The sequence below is a fragment of the Roseivirga sp. genome, from assembly GCF_965216855.1.
GTDB lineage: Bacteria > Bacteroidota > Bacteroidia > Cytophagales > Cyclobacteriaceae > Roseivirga.
Window position 1 is genome coordinate 1862712 of the sequence record NZ_OZ244204.1, and the last position, 16963, is coordinate 1879674.

General features: G+C 42.0%; 15 protein-coding genes. 4 read left to right on the plus strand and 11 right to left on the minus strand.

Annotated features, from left to right (window positions below; genetic code table 11):
• The first annotated feature begins 1 nt into the window (after position 1).
• Entirely contained in the window at positions 2-1003 is a 1002-nt protein-coding gene (locus ACOOEY_RS08410; RefSeq protein ID WP_420388224.1) for a hypothetical protein, read from the plus strand.
• Here ACOOEY_RS08410 and ACOOEY_RS08415 read toward each other — a convergent pair.
• The 8 genes from ACOOEY_RS08415 to ACOOEY_RS08450 form a co-directional block, all read right to left on the minus strand.
• Entirely contained in the window at positions 986-2182 is a 1197-nt protein-coding gene (locus ACOOEY_RS08415) for a M20 metallopeptidase family protein (protein ID WP_420388225.1), read from the minus strand. The two genes, ACOOEY_RS08410 and ACOOEY_RS08415, sit on opposite strands and share 18 nt — an antisense overlap.
• On the minus strand, positions 2175-2702 hold the full coding sequence (locus ACOOEY_RS08420; protein ID WP_420388226.1) for a hypothetical protein: 528 nt from the start codon (positions 2700-2702) through the stop codon (positions 2175-2177). Before ACOOEY_RS08420 ends, ACOOEY_RS08415 begins: the two co-directional genes overlap by 8 nt.
• On the minus strand, positions 2695-6048 hold the full coding sequence (gene secA, locus ACOOEY_RS08425) for a preprotein translocase subunit SecA (RefSeq protein ID WP_420388227.1): 3354 nt from the start codon (positions 6046-6048) through the stop codon (positions 2695-2697). Before secA ends, ACOOEY_RS08420 begins: the two co-directional genes overlap by 8 nt.
• Before the next feature lie 64 nt (positions 6049-6112).
• The gene (gene dapF / locus ACOOEY_RS08430; RefSeq protein ID WP_420388228.1) at positions 6113-6886 is read right to left on the minus strand and encodes a diaminopimelate epimerase; all 774 of its coding nucleotides are present in this window, start codon (positions 6884-6886) and stop codon (positions 6113-6115) included.
• A gap of 116 nt (positions 6887-7002) precedes the next feature.
• Positions 7003-7362 carry a 50S ribosomal protein L19 gene (gene rplS / locus ACOOEY_RS08435; protein WP_420388229.1) on the minus strand — a complete coding sequence of 120 codons (360 nt, stop codon included), beginning with the start codon at positions 7360-7362 and terminating at the stop codon, positions 7003-7005.
• An 85-nt stretch (positions 7363-7447) separates the two neighbouring features.
• Entirely contained in the window at positions 7448-8125 is a 678-nt protein-coding gene (gene trmD / locus ACOOEY_RS08440) for a tRNA (guanosine(37)-N1)-methyltransferase TrmD (protein WP_420388647.1), read from the minus strand.
• Positions 8115-8657, minus strand: coding sequence for a ribosome maturation factor RimM (rimM, locus tag ACOOEY_RS08445; protein ID WP_420388230.1), 543 nt, complete (start codon positions 8655-8657; stop codon positions 8115-8117). Before rimM ends, trmD begins: the two co-directional genes overlap by 11 nt.
• Before the next feature lie 12 nt (positions 8658-8669).
• Positions 8670-9266 (minus strand): 30S ribosomal protein S16, encoded by a 597-nt coding sequence (locus tag ACOOEY_RS08450; RefSeq protein ID WP_420388231.1) that lies wholly within the window; start codon positions 9264-9266, stop codon positions 8670-8672.
• A gap of 254 nt (positions 9267-9520) precedes the next feature.
• Between ACOOEY_RS08450 and ACOOEY_RS08455 the strand changes: the two genes are divergently transcribed.
• From ACOOEY_RS08455 to lpdA, 3 genes are read left to right on the plus strand one after another with little or no spacing between them, the layout of a single operon-like run.
• Positions 9521-12265 (plus strand): 2-oxoglutarate dehydrogenase E1 component, encoded by a 2745-nt coding sequence (locus ACOOEY_RS08455; protein ID WP_420388232.1) that lies wholly within the window; start codon positions 9521-9523, stop codon positions 12263-12265.
• Positions 12266-12278: 13 nt separating this feature from the next.
• Positions 12279-13823 (plus strand): 2-oxoglutarate dehydrogenase complex dihydrolipoyllysine-residue succinyltransferase, encoded by a 1545-nt coding sequence (gene odhB / locus ACOOEY_RS08460; RefSeq protein ID WP_420388233.1) that lies wholly within the window; start codon positions 12279-12281, stop codon positions 13821-13823.
• 30 nt (positions 13824-13853) lie between these two features.
• Entirely contained in the window at positions 13854-15254 is a 1401-nt protein-coding gene (gene lpdA, locus ACOOEY_RS08465; RefSeq protein ID WP_420388234.1) for a dihydrolipoyl dehydrogenase, read from the plus strand.
• A gap of 16 nt (positions 15255-15270) precedes the next feature.
• Here the strand turns inward: lpdA and ACOOEY_RS08470 are convergent, their stop codons facing one another.
• The 3 genes from ACOOEY_RS08470 to ACOOEY_RS08480 all read right to left on the minus strand — a co-directional run bounded on the left by ACOOEY_RS08470 (position 15271) and on the right by ACOOEY_RS08480 (position 16959).
• Positions 15271-15717, minus strand: a complete 447-nt coding sequence (locus ACOOEY_RS08470; protein ID WP_420388235.1) for a hypothetical protein — start codon at positions 15715-15717, stop codon at positions 15271-15273.
• Positions 15718-15844: 127 nt separating this feature from the next.
• On the minus strand, positions 15845-16204 hold the full coding sequence (locus tag ACOOEY_RS08475) for a hypothetical protein (protein WP_420388236.1): 360 nt from the start codon (positions 16202-16204) through the stop codon (positions 15845-15847).
• 95 nt (positions 16205-16299) lie between these two features.
• Positions 16300-16959, minus strand: a complete 660-nt coding sequence (locus ACOOEY_RS08480) for a response regulator (protein ID WP_420388237.1) — start codon at positions 16957-16959, stop codon at positions 16300-16302.
• Between the last annotated feature and the right edge of the window lie 4 nt (positions 16960-16963).

Here is a 16963-nt window from a genome sequence, read left to right on the forward strand (position 1 = left end):
GATGTCTCAGCTCGAAATTGTAATGTATGTTGGTTTTGTCCTTTCAGCATACTCAGTCATCGGCAATGATGTTATCCAGACGTTAGGAACATTCCTTTCATCCAATGAGAATCGCAAGTGGTGGGTCTTATGGATTTTTGCTGCTGGAATATTAACTGCTGTATTGGTTTACGGATGGTATGTAAATGGAGGTGATGTTACCTATGGCCGTCTTATTGGAGATCCTCCTGATAATTCAATGGCCAATCCTAAATACTTAAATCCAGTAGATAAAGAGGGCTTCGGATGGCCTTATTTATTACCGCCCATTGTCCTCCTGATCATTACGAGATTTGGAATTCCGGTGAGTACGTCTTTCCTTATCCTTACCTTCTTCAACCCAAAGAATTTGTATGACATGGTGGTTAAATCCATGGCAGGCTATTTAGTGGCATTTGGAGTTGCTATTGTTCTATATCTGGCCATTGCCAAAAAATTTGAGAAGTACTTTATAGAGAACCCAGCAACAGCCAAAGAGAAAAAGTTATGGACAGTATTGCAGTGGATGTCAACTGGTTTCCTATGGTCACAATGGTTGATTCAGGACTTTGCCAATATTTATGTTTACCTGCCAAGACAGGTATCTAGTTCTAACCTCATATTCTCGCTGGTCGTTTTCCTTGTTCTACTAGGCTACATTTTCTACTCTCGAGGGGGTGCAATTCAGAAGATTGTTCAGGCCAAAACGAATACAATAGACATTCGGTCAGCAACAATCATTGACTTTTCTTACGCTTTAATTCTCTTGTTCTTCAAAGAATTGAACCACATTCCAATGAGTACAACCTGGGTTTTCCTTGGCTTGCTTGCCGGACGTGAAATTGGTATCAAGTACTTCGCCTATGGAGCGGTTCCTAATAAAACGTTGAAGGACTTAGGTGGTGACCTTGGAAAAGTCTTCTTCGGACTTGCTGTAAGTATTGGATTGGTCTATATGCTGAGGTTCTTAACTGTTGGCATTTAATTGCTGCAAAGCAATCCAAGCCATCAAACCTATTCCAACCTCAATAGCATCTTCGTCTATATTGAAGTTTGGTGTATGAACACCATTGGTAGTACCTTTAGCTTCGTTGCCTGTTCCTAGTCTATAGAAACACGAAGGAACCACATGGCTGTAGTACGCAAAGTCTTCTGCTCCCAGCCAAAGATCAAGGTCTTCAACGTTTTCTTTGCCTAAGTAATCTTCGGCCGCTTTACGGGCTAACCTGGTAGTTTTGACATCATTGCTCAGATAAGGATAACCAACGTCAATGAAGACATCGCAACTACCTCCAAGGCCTTCCGCAATACCTTGTGCCGCCTTGGTGATTAACTCATGAGCTTTAAACCTCCAGTCTTCATCAAGCGCTCTAAAGGTACCTGATATCTTAACTTCGTCCGGAATGATATTCTGAGCGAAGCCTCCATTGATAGTCCCAAAAGTCAAAACGGTTGGAGTCTTCGGGTCGGCATTTCTGCTGATCACTTGTTGAAGTGCAGTAATAATCTGAGCCGATATTACTATAGGATCAATGGCTCGGTCCGGGAGCGCGGCATGCCCTCCTCTACCTTTTACAGTGAGATAAATCTCATCTGCTGAGGCCATGTACTTACCTTCTCTGAAACCCACCTTTCCGGTTGGAATAAAAGGCATAACATGCTGTCCCAACATAGCATTAGGCTTAGGATTTTCCAGAGCCCCATCTTTGATCATCAATGAAGCCCCCCCAGGGTTTTTCTCTTCTCCAGGCTGAAAGATCAATTTGACTGTACCTGTGAATTGTTCTTTCAATTCATTGAGGATCTTCGCTGCCCCCAAAACACAGGCGGTATGCACATCATGCCCGCATGCATGCATAACACCTTCGTTCTTCGACTTGTAGGGGACATCATTGGTCTCGGTGATGGGCAGAGCATCCATGTCTGCTCTCAACGCTACAGTTTTAGACTGAGGATCTCTTCCTAGTATTAAGGCAACGAGTCCTGTATCAGCCACACCTTCCTGTACCTCAATCCCCATTTCCCTTAGCTTACCTGCAACGAAGGCTGCAGTTTGTACTTCTTCATAGGAAAGTTCGGGATGCGCATGAATATGCCTTCTTACCTCAATGGCGGAACCAGCAAACTGATGAGCCAATTCTTTTACGCGCTGCTGATCAATCATTCTCGATTGGGAATTTTTCAGGTACTATTGAAGCTGTTGGATAGTAGCTTCGAATTTTTTTATAGAGCGCCTGAGCCTCAATTTGCTGATAGAATTGACCAACCTTCACAAAGTAAGTGGGCAATTTATAGCTGAACTTAGCCTCCCATTCAGGAACAAGATCAAACAGCCTATTTCTCACTCTGCCTGCCTGAAGCTCGTTATTTCCTGAATACACCAAAATGGTGTAGCCATCTACAGTCCTGATACTATCATTCTTCACTATCATAGAATCAGCAACAGCATTCAACTGCTCAGTAATATCATAGGATATTTTGAGCGGTTCATTAGCAATCACTGACTGTTCCTGACCTGGTTCTTCTGACTCATCCTTGAAAAGAGGCCTGTACCTGGTCAGGTCATCCTCATAGGTGTAATCAATCACCTCTGTCTTCTGAGGAACCGACTGAGGAGTACAACTCAGAAAACCGAGTGCAATAACAAGAAGCAGTAAAGCAATATTTAATAAAGGCTTATTCATCCAGGACTACACATTTGTTGTTTTTGATATCTTCTTCAACAACCTTGAATTTAACGTCTTTCATTACAGTTCCGTCTGTATACTGAACAGATACCCTGTCATTTCTACCATAAACCTTTTCAGATTTAATTGGAGCCGTCTTCTCTACCGGAGGTCTGTTTCTTGTGTCCTGTCTGGCAGCAAGAGCACTTCTACTCTCTTCTTTCGACTCGTTATAGCTTTGCTTCTTAGAAGATGTTCTGGCTTCCTGAACCCTATTTGGATCTTCACTTGGTATAAATGCCTTGGTAAGGAATGAGATTGTTTCTTCATTCACCTTATTAAGGAATACCTTGAACATCTCAAATGCTTCAAATTTATAGATGAGCAATGGATCTTTCTGCTCGTACACAGCATTTTGTACAGATTGCTTCAGGTCATCCATATCTCTCAAATGCTCTTTCCAGGTTAAGTCAATCACTCCAAGTGTAATTGCTTTTTCCATCGCTTTTACCATTTCAGCATTATTGGTCTCAATGGTTTTCTCCAGATTAACCGCTACAGCAATCTGTCTCTTTCCATCGGTAAATGGTAAAAGAATATTTTTTACGGTCGCGCCTCGTTCACTCTGAATATGCTTCATGAATGGTAAAGTACGCTCAGCAATCATTTTATTCTTAGCCTGATAAGTTCTGAAGGCTTCTTCATACAAGTCGTTGGTCAGGGTGTTGGCCTCAGTCGTTCTGAACTGATCTTCAGAGATCTTCGTATCCAGTCCCAGCGTACTAATAGTACTCAGCTTAAAGGCATCATAATCTTCCCCTCCCTTGCTGTTACTCACAATTTCTTCGCAAGTATCATACATCATGTTCATGATGTCGAGCTGCAATCTTTCTCCTAACAGGGCATTCTTTCTTCGGTCATAGATTACCGTTCTCTGCTGATTCATTACATCGTCATATTCCAGCAGTCTCTTTCTGATACCGAAGTTGTTCTCTTCAACCTTTTTCTGAGCTCTTTCAATGGATTTGGTAATCATAGAATGCTGAATCATCTCACCTTCCTGCAATCCCATTCTATCCATGAGTTTGGCTACACGGTCAGAACCAAACAGTCTCATCAGGTTATCTTCGAGAGAAACGAAGAACTGAGACGACCCTGGATCACCTTGTCTACCGGCACGACCCCTAAGCTGACGGTCGACTCGTCTTGACTCGTGACGCTCAGTACCAATAATGGCCAAACCACCTGCTGCCTTCGAATCCGGATGAAGCTTAATATCTGTACCCCTACCTGCCATGTTGGTGGCGATAGTCACCGTACCCGGCTTACCCGCTTCTGCTACAACATCTGCCTCTCTGGCGTGTTGTTTGGCGTTCAATACCTGGTGATTGAGTTTCTTAAGGTGGAGCATTCTACTGAGAACCTCCGAGATTTCTACGGAAGTAGTACCCACCAGTACTGGTCTGCCTTGCTCAGTCAATTCAACAATTTCATCAACTACGGCATTAAATTTCTCTCTCACCGTCTTGTAGACCTTATCTTGTCTATCGTCTCTTTGAATTGGACGATTAGTAGGGATTACTACGGTATCGAGTTTATAGATTTCCCAGAACTCCCCAGCTTCTGTTTCGGCTGTACCGGTCATACCGGCCAGTTTGTGATACATTCTGAAGTAATTCTGTAGCGTAATGGTTGCGTAGGTTTGCGTAGCATCTTCAACCTTCACATTCTCTTTGGCCTCAATCGCCTGATGCAATCCGTCTGAGTATCTTCTGCCCTCCATGACACGACCTGTCTGCTCGTCAACAATCTTTACTTTGTTATCGGCCACGATATATTCCGTGTCGCGCTCGAACATAGTAAAGGCCTTAAGCAACTGATTCACTGTATGGATACGCTGCGCTTTGACACTGTAATCTTTGATGGCTTCATCTTTCTGCTTCAGCTTGTCTTCATCAGAAAGTGTTTCATCCTTTTCCAGATGTGCCACTACATCTCCAATATCTGTTAAAATGAAGAAGTTAGGGTCTTCTCCTTCGCCAGTGATCAACTCAGTACCTCTTTCTGTCAGGTTGACGGCATTGCTCTTTTCATCGATAGTGAAATAGAGAGGCTCATCAGCCTGAGGCATGTTTTTCTGATTATCCTGCAGGTAGAAATTCTCTGTTTTCTGAAGGGTTATTTTAACTCCTGTCTCACTGAGGTATTTAATCAAAGGCTTGTATTTAGGAAGTCCGCGATAGGCACGGAAAAGGGCTAAGCCACCTTCTTGTTCATTTCCTTCCTTAATCAATCTTTTAGCATCGTTCAGGTACTGGCTACACAACTTTCTTTGTGCATCCACCAACTTTTGAATTCTAGGCTTCAATTCATGGAACTCATGCTCATCTCCTCTTGGCACCGGACCTGAGATAATCAATGGTGTTCTGGCCTCGTCAATTAAAACCGAGTCAACCTCATCTACCATAGCAAAGTGATGCTTAGGCTGAACCAGTTCATTGGCATCACGAGACATGTTATCTCTCAGGTAATCAAATCCGAACTCATTATTCGTACCATAGGTAATATCGCAGGTATAGGCTTTGCGTCTTTCTTCTGAGTTAGGCTGGTGCTTATCGATACAATCGATACTCATACCATGGAACTGGAACAGAGGTGCCATCCACTCTGAGTCACGCTTAGCGAGGTAGTCATTTACCGTTACAACATGAACTCCTCTCTGCGCCAGTGCATTCAGGTAAGCAGGCAAGGTGGCAACCAATGTTTTACCCTCACCTGTGGCCATCTCAGCTATTTTACCTTGATGTAATACAATTCCACCAATCAGCTGGACATCATAATGGAGCATTTCCCATTTCACCAAGTTACCAGCAGCCATCCACTCATTTTTCCAGGTTGCTTTATCACCATCAATTTGAATATGATCGCCCTGAGCAGCAAGTTGTCTGTCCCACATAGTAGCTTCTACTGTCAGGCTTCCGTTTTCCTTCAGCCTTCTGGCCGTTTCCTTTACTACCGCGAAAGCTTCCGGAAGAATAGTCATCAAGGTCTTTTCGAGTTCTTCATTCCTATCCTCTTCCAATTTATCGATAGCATCAAAAGCAGCTTCCTTTTCCTGAATATCCAGATCAGGATTCTCATCTACTCTTTTATGTAGTTCGGCAATCTGATCATCGATTTCTTTGAGATCAGCACCGATTCTATCTTTGAATTCTGTTGTTTTATTTCTTAGCTCATCATCAGTCAGGCTGCTTAATGAGTTATATATTTTGTTGATTTCTTCAACATAAGGGGCTACTTCTTTTATATCCCTATCCGACTTACTTCCGAAAAGCTTAGCCAACCCTTTTGTTAAAATGCTCATATCTTAAAATTATGTGCTAAAGTTAATTTCTTGCAGTTAATTAATGAAGGTCTGGTTCAATTCTTTAAACCTCAATCTGACCTTGAAAAACAGCCTTTGCCGGGCCAATTAAAAATATATCTGTAAATGAGTTGTTGGTCTTCTTAAAATCAACCCGCAACTCACCTCCCATTGCTAGTAGGCTAACAGAATCAATATCATGTTGGATACCTAAAGAGATAGCTGCTGCGGTACATCCGGTGCCACAACTCAAAGTTTCACCTTCCACACCACGCTCGTAGGTTCTGATCTTTAAAGTATGTTCATCTACCTTCTCCAGAAAATTGACATTTACTCCCTTTTCAGCAAAGCGATCAGAATACCTCACAGCCCTGCCTTCTGCAACCGGGTCCAGAGACTGAGTATCTTCAGTATACCTTATATAATGTGGAGAGCCTGTGTCGATCAGATAGTCGTCAGCTATTCTTTCAAAGCTGTTTACATCATGCATCTTCAAGAATACCTTATCATCCTCAACCCTGGCATAATGCAGTCCGTCAATGGCCATGAATTCGGTTTCGTCTTTGATCATTCCCAGGAAACGGGCGAACATAACAGCGCAACGGCTTCCATTACCACAAAGGGATTGAGAACCATCCGGATTGAAATAGACCATTTCAAAATCGGCCTCCTCACTTTCTTCAATGAGGATCACTCCATCCGCTCCTATTCCAAATCTCCTGTCACATAGACTGGTCACTAAAGAAAGGTTCTTTTTATCAAAGACATGCTGACGGTTGTCAATCATGACAAAGTCGTTTCCTGTTCCCTGATATTTATAGAATGAAATAGTCGCCATTGATACAATTTGACTCGATGGTGCAATTAACGAGCCTTTTTTGGAATTGTGACAAAATGACTGAATAAAATAAAAAAGCCCCTTCCGGGGCTTTTAAAATGTCTTTATGATTAAGCTTATTTAGAAAGCTTTTCTTTGATACGAGCAGCTTTACCCTGACGTCCTCTCAAGTAGAACAATCTGGCTCTTCTCACTTTACCTCTTCTCACTACTTCAATTTTGTCGATACTTGGAGAAAGGATTGGGAAGATTCTTTCTACACCAACACCACCTGAAACTTTTCTTACAGTGAAAGTCTCACCATTAGTACCTTGATTTTTTCTTTGAATCACTGTACCCTGGAATTGCTGGATTCTCTCCTTGTTTCCTTCTTTGATCTTAACGTGTACGTTAACAGTATCACCGGCATTGAAAGAAGGTAATTCAGCTCTTCTTTCGTTATTTTCTTCCTCTATAAGTTTGATAAGTTCGCTCATGATTTCTTCGTCTAAAAGCACTTCCCGCAAAACGGACTGCAAATATAGAGATTACTTTTTGATTATCTGCCTTTTGCTATAAAATTTATTCATCTAGTAAATCAGGCCTTCTCTGCATGGTTCTTTCCATGGATTTCTGAGCCCTCCAGTCCTCAATTTTCTGCTGATGACCAGAAAGTAAGACATCAGGAACTTTCATTCCTTTGTACTCAGCCGGACGTGTATAAACTGGCGGTGCTAACAAATTATCCTGAAATGAATCTGTTAATGCCGAGGTTTCGTCTGAGAGTACCCCCGGAATCAACCTGATAATAGCATCAGACAAAACTGCTGCTGCTAACTCACCCCCTGAGAGCACATAATCTCCGATACTAATTTCTTTGGTGACAAAGGCCTCTCTTACGCGTTCATCAACTCCTTTATAATGTCCACAAAGAATAATAATGTTCTTCTTAAGCGACAGCTGATTGGCAATACCCTGCTCAAGGCGTTCTCCATCAGGAGTCATATAAATCACCTCATCGTAATCACGCTGGCTCTTCAGCTCTGAGATGCACAGGTCAATTGGTTCGATCATCATCACCATTCCGGCTCCGCCACCATAGGCATAGTCATCCAGTTGCTTTTGCTTATTGGTTGCCCATTGTCGCAAGTCGTGAACCACTACTTTGACCAGATTCTTATCCTGAGCCCTTTGAAGTATCGAGTGAGAAAAGGGACTCTCCAATAATTTGGGAAGGAGTGTGATAATATCAATTCTCATCATCAGGATTAGTATATACCTCCATCAAACCATCGGCCACCTGAATATGAAATTCCCTGAGTTTTCTATCAATTCGAATCAAAAGCTCCTTTGTATAAGGCAATAGAATCTCGGTGCCCTGATCATTTTCTAAGACAAGAATCAGCTGTGGACCGCTCTCAATAACATTGTTAATTTGACCAATCGAGCTGCCCTCCTGATCAAATACCTGAAAGCCATCTATCTCGTGAAGATAGAACTCATCATCATTTGTTTCAGGCAATACATCCAAAGGTAAGTATAGCTCTGCACCTCTTAAAGATTGAGCTTCATCCAATGTCTGGATCTCATCAAAAGCGAGAATGGCCTTTTCAGAACGGACGTTAATGTATTCAATAAAAAAAGGAACCAGCTGTTGCCCTTGACGGACAAAAACTGATTCCAAATTCTGATATGCTGCGGGTGAATCTACATCTAGTAACACCTGCAACTCACCTTTTAAACCATGGGGCTTGATGATGTAACCCAACTGATAACAGTCATCAATATTCATGGCCCAAACAATTTATTCTTTTGCTTCGCCTTCTTCGGCAGGAGCTTCTTCTGAAGTTTCTGCTTCTGCAGTTACCTCCTCAGTTGCTTCTGCATCAGCAGCAGCTTCTTCTGTTGCTTCTTCCTCTGCAGGTTGAGCAGCAGCGTCAGCCTCGGCTTTCTTAGCAGCGAGAGCTTCAGCTCTGGCAGCATTTACTTTAGCCTCTGCCTCAAGCTTAGCTTTCTTAGCGTCTGCCTTGCTTTGAGCAATCTGATCAGCTTTAGTTTGGATTTTAGCATCCTTATCAGCTAACCAAGCTTCAAATTTCTTGTCTGCTTCTTCTTGCGTTAAAGCACCTTTAATAACACCAATTTGTAAGTGTTTTTTCAACATCAAACCTCTGTAAGAAAGCATTGCTTTCACAGTGTCTGTAGGTTGGGCACCATCCATCAACCACTTAAAAGCTCTGTCATTATCGATATTGATAAATGCAGGGTCGGTGTTTGGATTGTAAGTACCAATTTTCTCAATAAAGCGACCATCTCGTGGTGCTCTAGCATCAGCAATGACTACATCATACATTGCTTGTTTCTTGCGGCCTCTTCTGGCCAATCTGATTTTTACTGCCATTTTTCTTTATATGGTTAAATGAGGATCACGTCCTCTCTTCTTCTGAGAACACGTCTCGAAAAAGGACTGCAAAGATAGAGTCTTTTTGTTTTAAAATCACAGTGACCAGTAAAATTATAGACTACAGCGGCACTTTTATGCAAAAACTATGGTTAAATGACTGAAATTAAATTGAATTTGTATATTCGTTTATACGGTTTTAATACATGGAACTCATCTAGTACCTTTGTTGTACTACAAACTTAAATCACCCTATGAGCAATTACTCTTACCTCGGTAATGCAGACCCAAAAGCAATTGAGGCGCTCTATCAACAGTATTCTCAAGATCCTGCCAGTGTTGAAGAAGGCTGGAAGAAATTCTTTGAAGGTTTTGAATTTGCCCAGGAATCATTTCCAATGCTACCTGGCACAGAGTCGAGCCCAGCGAAAAGCCAAAGCAGTAGTCTGGTATCTGACAAAGAAGTCCAGGTACGTAACTTAATCCATGCATACAGAACAAGGGCTCACCTCCGATCAAAAACCAACCCGGTTAGAGAGAGACGTGACAGAAAACCTATTCTGGATCTCGAAGATTTCGGACTCAGTGAGGCGGATCTGAATACAGAATTTAACTGTGGTGCCGAAATAGGCATTGGAAGAGCCACATTGAAAAAAATCATCGACTCTCTTAAGTACATTTATGAGGGCACCGTGGGCTTCGAATACATGTCGGTAAGAGACCCGGAGAAGCTTAAATGGTTAAGAGAGAAAATTGAAAAAGATGCCCTTTCTTTCAATCCATCACACGAGCAACGCAAAAGAATATTAAGCAAACTCAACGAAGCCGTTGTTTTTGAAAATTTCCTTCATACCAAATACCTCGGACAAAAAAGATTCTCTCTGGAAGGAGGAGAAACTACTATTCCTGCTATTGATGCTATACTTAATAAAGGAGCAGAACTGGGAGTTGAAGAGGTAATGATTGGTATGGCCCACAGAGGCAGGCTCAACGTGCTGGCTAACATTATGGGCAAAACCTATGAGCAAATCTTTAATGAATTCGAAGGTAATGCAAAGCCCGACCTTACCATGGGTGATGGTGATGTCAAATATCACATGGGCTTCTCTAGTCAGGTCCAAACCCCTGATGGCAAAACAATAGAGATCAAACTGGCACCTAACCCTTCTCACCTTGAGGCTGTAAATCCAGTGGTCGAAGGTTTTGTAAGAGCCAAGGGCGATGCAGAATATAATAAGGACAGGTCGAAAATTCTTCCGGTACTGATTCATGGCGATGCTGCCGTAGCAGGTCAGGGTATTGTCTACGAAGTGGTACAAATGAGCCAGCTAAAGGGCTACAATACAGGAGGTACAATTCACTTTGTTATCAATAACCAGGTAGGTTTTACTACTGATTTTGACGATGCAAGATCAAGCGTTTACTGTACAGACGTAGCTAAAATGATCGATGCTCCTGTACTTCATGTGAATGGTGACGACCCTGAAGCGGTTGTTTTCTGTGTTCAATTTGCCACAGAGTATCGCCAGAAATTCGGTAGCGACATTTTTGTCGACATGGTATGTTACCGCAGACATGGACACAACGAAAGTGATGAGCCTAAATTCACTCAGCCTTCACTCTATAACCTCATTAGCAAACACCCTAATCCAAGAGAAGTGTACAATAAAAAGCTGATTGAAAAAGGAGAGGTTGAAGCTGAATTGGCTAAGAATATGGATAAGGAATTCCGCAATCTTCTTCAAGACCGTTTGAATATGGTGAAGCAGAAGCCATTACCTTATGTATATCAGCCCCTGGAAGAAGAATGGAGAAACCTGAGGAGGTCTAAACCTGAAGACTTCGATCTTTCTCCAGAAACCGGAGTTAAACAAGAAGAAATAGATAAAGTAGCTAAGGCTCTGACATCTCTTCCAAAAGGCTTCAAACCAATTAAGCAGATTGAAAAGCAGTTAAAGCAGCGCAAAGACATGTTCTTTAAAGAGAAGCAGCTTAACTGGGCAGGTGGAGAATTGCTGGCTTACGGTACATTATTATTAGAGGGTAATCCCGTACGTCTGACCGGACAGGATGTTCAAAGAGGGACTTTCTCCCACAGACACGCTGTACTTCATGATGCCAACACCAACGAGGCTTACCACAGCCTTAACCATATTGAGGGAGCTGAGCAGAAGTTTGAAATTTATAACTCACTTCTTTCTGAATTTGGAGTAATGGGCTTTGAGTTTGGCTATGCTATGGCCAACCCTAAAGCCTTGACTATTTGGGAAGCACAATTTGGAGACTTTGCCAACGGTGCTCAGGTGATGATAGATCAGTTCATTTCTTGTTCTGAATCTAAATGGCAAAGAATGAACGGACTGGTGTTACTACTACCTCATGGTTATGAAGGTCAGGGACCGGAGCACTCTAATGCAAGACCTGAAAGGTATCTGCAGCTTTGTGCTGAGTACAACATGGTGGTTGCCAACATAACAACCCCATCCAACTTCTTCCATGCTTTAAGAAGACAATTAACCTGGGATTTCAGAAAACCGCTAGTGGTTATGTCTCCAAAATCACTATTAAGACATCCTAAAGCTATTTCAGACCTAAGTGAGTTTACTTCAGGCAGGTTTCAGGAAGTAATTGGTGATGATATTGTCAAACCAGCCTCTGCCAGAAAAGTGGTGCTTTGCTCGGGTAAGGTCTACTATGACCTGATCGAGAAAAGAGAAAAGGACAAAATCAAAGATGTTGCCGTCATCAGAATTGAGCAACTACATCCTTTCCCTAAGACTCAAGTAGAGAAGTTGCTAAACAAATTCACCAAGGCAGAGGAATTTGTCTGGCTACAGGAAGAACCGGAAAACATGGGTTACTGGAATTATATTCAGCGAGTTTATCCTGAAAGAAGTTTGACCAGAATTTCAAGAAAAGCCAGTGCTTCACCGGCTACAGGTTTTGCCAAAGTGCATGCCGAAGAACAAGAATCAATTATAGAAAAAGCTTTCGCATAAAACATAGAGAATCATGAGTTTGGAAATTAAAATTCCTGCCGTTGGCGAGTCGATTACCGAAGTAACTATTGCCCAATGGTTTAAAAAAGATGGAGACTTCGTTGAAATGGACGAAGTAATCTGTGAACTGGAATCCGACAAAGCTACTTTCGAGTTGAATGCGGAAGCAGCAGGAAAACTAACCATTAAAGCCGAAGAAGGAGACACATTGGAAATAGGTGATGTGGTTTGCCTCATCGATACAGATGCTGCGGGAGGTGGAAACGACTCCTCTGACTCCGGTAAAGAAGAGAAGAAAGAAGCGGCAAATGAATCATCAGAATCGACTGATGAGCCGAAATCAACTGGAGAAGTGAAGGACATGATTGTACCTACCGTAGGTGAGTCTATTACCGAAGTAACTATCTCCAGCTGGTTAAAAGCCGATGGTGACTATGTAGAACTGGATGAGGTTATTGCTGAAGTAGACTCTGATAAAGCAACTTTCGAATTACCTGCAGAAGCCAATGGTATTCTTAGAATTGTAGCTGAAGAAGGAGACACTCTGGAAATCGGAGCCCTGATATGCAAAATAGAAGTTACTGAAGGTGGAGCTCCTGCTAAAACTGAAGACTCAAAAAGCTCTGGCTCTACCAGCGCCAGCGAGGCCTCCAGTAGTGGAGATAATACCTATGCAACAGGTCACGCCTCTCCTGCAGCAGCTAAGATCATCGCTGAAAAAGGTCTTGATGCTTCCCAAATTAAGGGGACCGGTAAAGACGGTAGAATTACGAAGGAAGATGCTGAGAATGCCAAGGCTCCTAAGAAAGAAGAAAAACAAGCCGAATCAACTCCTGCAGCGGTAACTGTATCAGGAGACAGAGATGAGAGACGAGAAAAAATGTCTTCTCTAAGAAAGACGGTTTCCAGAAGGTTGGTATCTGTTAAAAATGAGACCGCCATGCTTACCACATTTAATGAGGTAAACATGAAGCCTATCATGGACCTGAGAAAACAATACAAAGAGAAATTCAAGGAGAAATACGAAGTGAATCTTGGCTTTATGTCATTCTTCACCAAGGCCGTCACTATGGCCCTGAAAGACTGGCCTGCCGTTAATGCTCAGATCGATGGAAACGAAATTGTTTACCATGACTATGCTGACATTTCTATTGCCGTTTCAGCACCTAAAGGTCTGATGGTACCTGTGATCAGAAATGCAGAAGGTATGAGCTTCGATCAGATTGAAAAAGAAATCATCAGGCTCGCAACGAAAGCCAGAGATGGCAAGCTCTCTATTGAAGAAATGACTGGAGGAACCTTCACCATTACCAATGGCGGTATCTTCGGTTCAATGTTGTCTACTCCAATCATTAATGCACCGCAATCTGCAATTCTTGGAATGCATAACATTGTGGAAAGACCTATGGCTGTGAATGGAGAGGTGCAGATTCTACCAATCATGTATGTGGCCTTGTCTTATGACCATAGAATTATTGATGGCCGTGAGTCTGTAAGCTTCCTTGTAAGGGTGAAGGAATTACTTGAAGATCCCACAAGACTTTTACTGGGGGTTTAAAACGAAAATCAAACATCTAAAATCAAAAATATGAAGTACGATGTAACAGTGATAGGCTCAGGTCCCGGTGGATATGTGGCAGCAATTCGTTGTGCACAACTAGGCATGAAAACCGCCATCATTGAAAAATATAACACTTTAGGTGGAACCTGCCTTAACGTAGGCTGTATACCATCCAAAGCGCTGCTCGATTCTTCAGAGCATTATCATAATGCTGCGCATACTTTCACAACCCATGGTATTGAACTCGATAACCTAAAGGTGAATCTGGAGCAAATGATTGAGAGGAAAAGAGGTGTAGTAGCTGACAACGTGAATGGTATTGCTTTTCTCATGAAGAAAAACAAGATCGATGTTCATCACGGCATGGGTTCATTCATTGATAAAAACAATATCAAAGTTACTGACAGTGAAGGTAAAGAAACCCAGATCGAAACTGATAAAGTCATTATCGCTACAGGGTCTAAGCCTTCCTCATTGCCATTCATTGAAATTGATAAGAAAAGAGTGATCACTTCTACCGAGGCTCTTGAACTGAAAGAAGTTCCAAAGCACATGATTGTGATTGGAGGAGGAGTAATTGGAATGGAGTTGGGCTCTGTATATGCCCGTCTGGGTGCTGAAGTTTCAGTGGTAGAATTCATGGATAACCTCATTCCATCTATGGATGGTACCATGGGTAAAGAGCTCAAGAAATCACTGAAAAAGCTGGGTTTCAATTTCTACCTGGGCCATAAGGTAACCGAAGTAAAAGGCACTGCTAAAACGGTTACGGTAAAAGCGGAAAGTAAAAAAGGAGAAACGGTAGAAATTAAAGGTGACTACTGCCTCGTCTCTATTGGAAGAAAGCCTTATACTGAAGGCTTAGGCCTCGAAAATGTAGGCATTCAAACTGATGACAGAGGACGTATAGAAGTAGATGAGCACCTGAAAACTTCTGCCGATAACATCTACGCTATTGGTGATGTGATTAAAGGAGCCATGCTGGCTCACAAAGCCGAAGAAGAAGGTGCTTTTGTAGCAGAAACTATGGCTGGCCAAAAACCCCATATCAACTACAACCTAATTCCTGGCGTGGTATATACCTGGCCCGAAGTAGCTTCTGTAGGATTTACTGAAGAACAACTCAAGGAAAAAGGCATTGCCTACAAAACAGGTTCTTTCCCATTCAAAGCATCAGGGCGTGCCAGAGCTTCTATGGATACAGATGGACTGGTGAAAGTACTGGCCGATAAACAAACTGATGAAATTCTTGGTGTTCACATGATCGGGCCAAGAACTGCTGACATGATTGCAGAAGCTGTTGTAGCGATGGAGTATAGAGCAAGTGCAGAAGACATCTCAAGAATGTCACATGCTCACCCAACCTATACAGAGGCATTTAAAGAAGCGTGCCTGGCTGCCACCGACAACCGGGCACTTCACATATAGTCTGCTTAGTATAATATTATTGATCATTAGAGGAAGCTGTAAGAACGGTTTCCTCTTTTGCTTTTCTTAGGGTAATAAGTAATTGAGAATTCAAACCAAGGTCAATGCCCTCAGGATTCATCAACATAAGTGTAGTTCTTTGATAGGATTTAAATTTTGCAATGACCTTCTCCGAGTCTTTAAACTGTATGATTAACCCCAGGTCCCCCATGGTTTTTACTGACTCAATGGTTTTAGCTCCTTGAGGTGTATTCAGAGAAAGCTCATTACTCTCTTCCTGTACACCCAGAACAATGCTTTCTCCATTGTCAGATTCAAAAACCCAATGACCGATCAGAGAACTTTGCAGCTGTTCAACTTTCGACTCTTCATCCTTATCATTAAATAAATAAGCATCACTGATACAGCTTGATGTCATAAAGCTTAGTCCGATTAGCGCAATGATTAGTTTCAGCCCCTTCATATTCCAATTCTTTGAAATATGGGCTGCAATACTATTGCCTTAAATTAATCGACTGAATATCTGATACTTACAGCTCAATGAACTCCCAGATATAGTTATTGTTCCCAAAAAGGGAAATAAAGACTTTCTAAACCTCGCTGTTCTCACGAAGCGAATTCATGAGGCTATCCATATCTCTTGAAAGATCAAAAAAGGATAAATAGGCATCATAACCATGACTGATTACCTGCTCTATCATAGAAGGGACGGTAAAGGTGTGAATAGCTACGATTTTGGTCTCTTTACTAAGAGCCCTTACTTTTTTCACGATCTGTGATTCCTGATTGGTCAAATCAATCAGGTTCACGAATACCACAACCTCTTCGATAGTGGAATCAAAGTCGGGAGATAGGAATTCTTCAGGAGAGACCCTGGATCCGGTTGACATATAATCGGAAAGCGTCTCTGCTAAAGTAGCATTCAAAGGATTGTTTTTACCTATAAGCATAGATTGCCCGGACGTAACTGTTAAACTACTATTACTAAATGTTGTGTTTATTGGCAATTTACCTAATGGTAAAATATAGGCAATCTACCTATTCCTTAGATATCTTCAAACAGTTGTCTGTCAACGGCATACATCACAAGGCCAGCAACACTTTTACTGCCAGTTTTGTCAAGTAAGTTCCTTTTGTGAGCATCAACCGTTCTAACCGATATAAACAATTCTTCTGCAATTTCCTGATTGGAGTACTCCTTAAGAATCAATCGAAGTACTTGTTTCTCTCTATCCGTTAGTGGCATCTCTACAGCTACTTTACTGGCCGACTTAGACTTCACCCTTCTGATGTTGTTCATGATGATATTTGTTACCTCAGGGGAATAGTAGGTTCCTCCGTTCATAACGCTTTTTATGGCCATTTTTAGTTCATCAGAACCGCAATTTTTTAGTAAATAACCCAGGGCACCTTCTGCCAGCATTTGCTTGATATGCTGACTTTCACCCATCATAGTCAGCGCTATAATTTTCATGCCGGGGTACCTCTTTTGAATCTCCCTGGTCAAATCCAGCCCGTCCATCACAGGCATATTCAAGTCGGTGAGAACCATGTCGGTATACACCTGCTCAAGTTGATCCAGGCAATCCTGTCCATTCTCAGCCTCTCCCACTATTTCAAAAAGTTCATCTTCTGCCAGGTAGGTTTTAATTCCTTCCCGAACCATTTTATGATCATCTACCAGAATTATTTTTATCGTGTTCATCTTA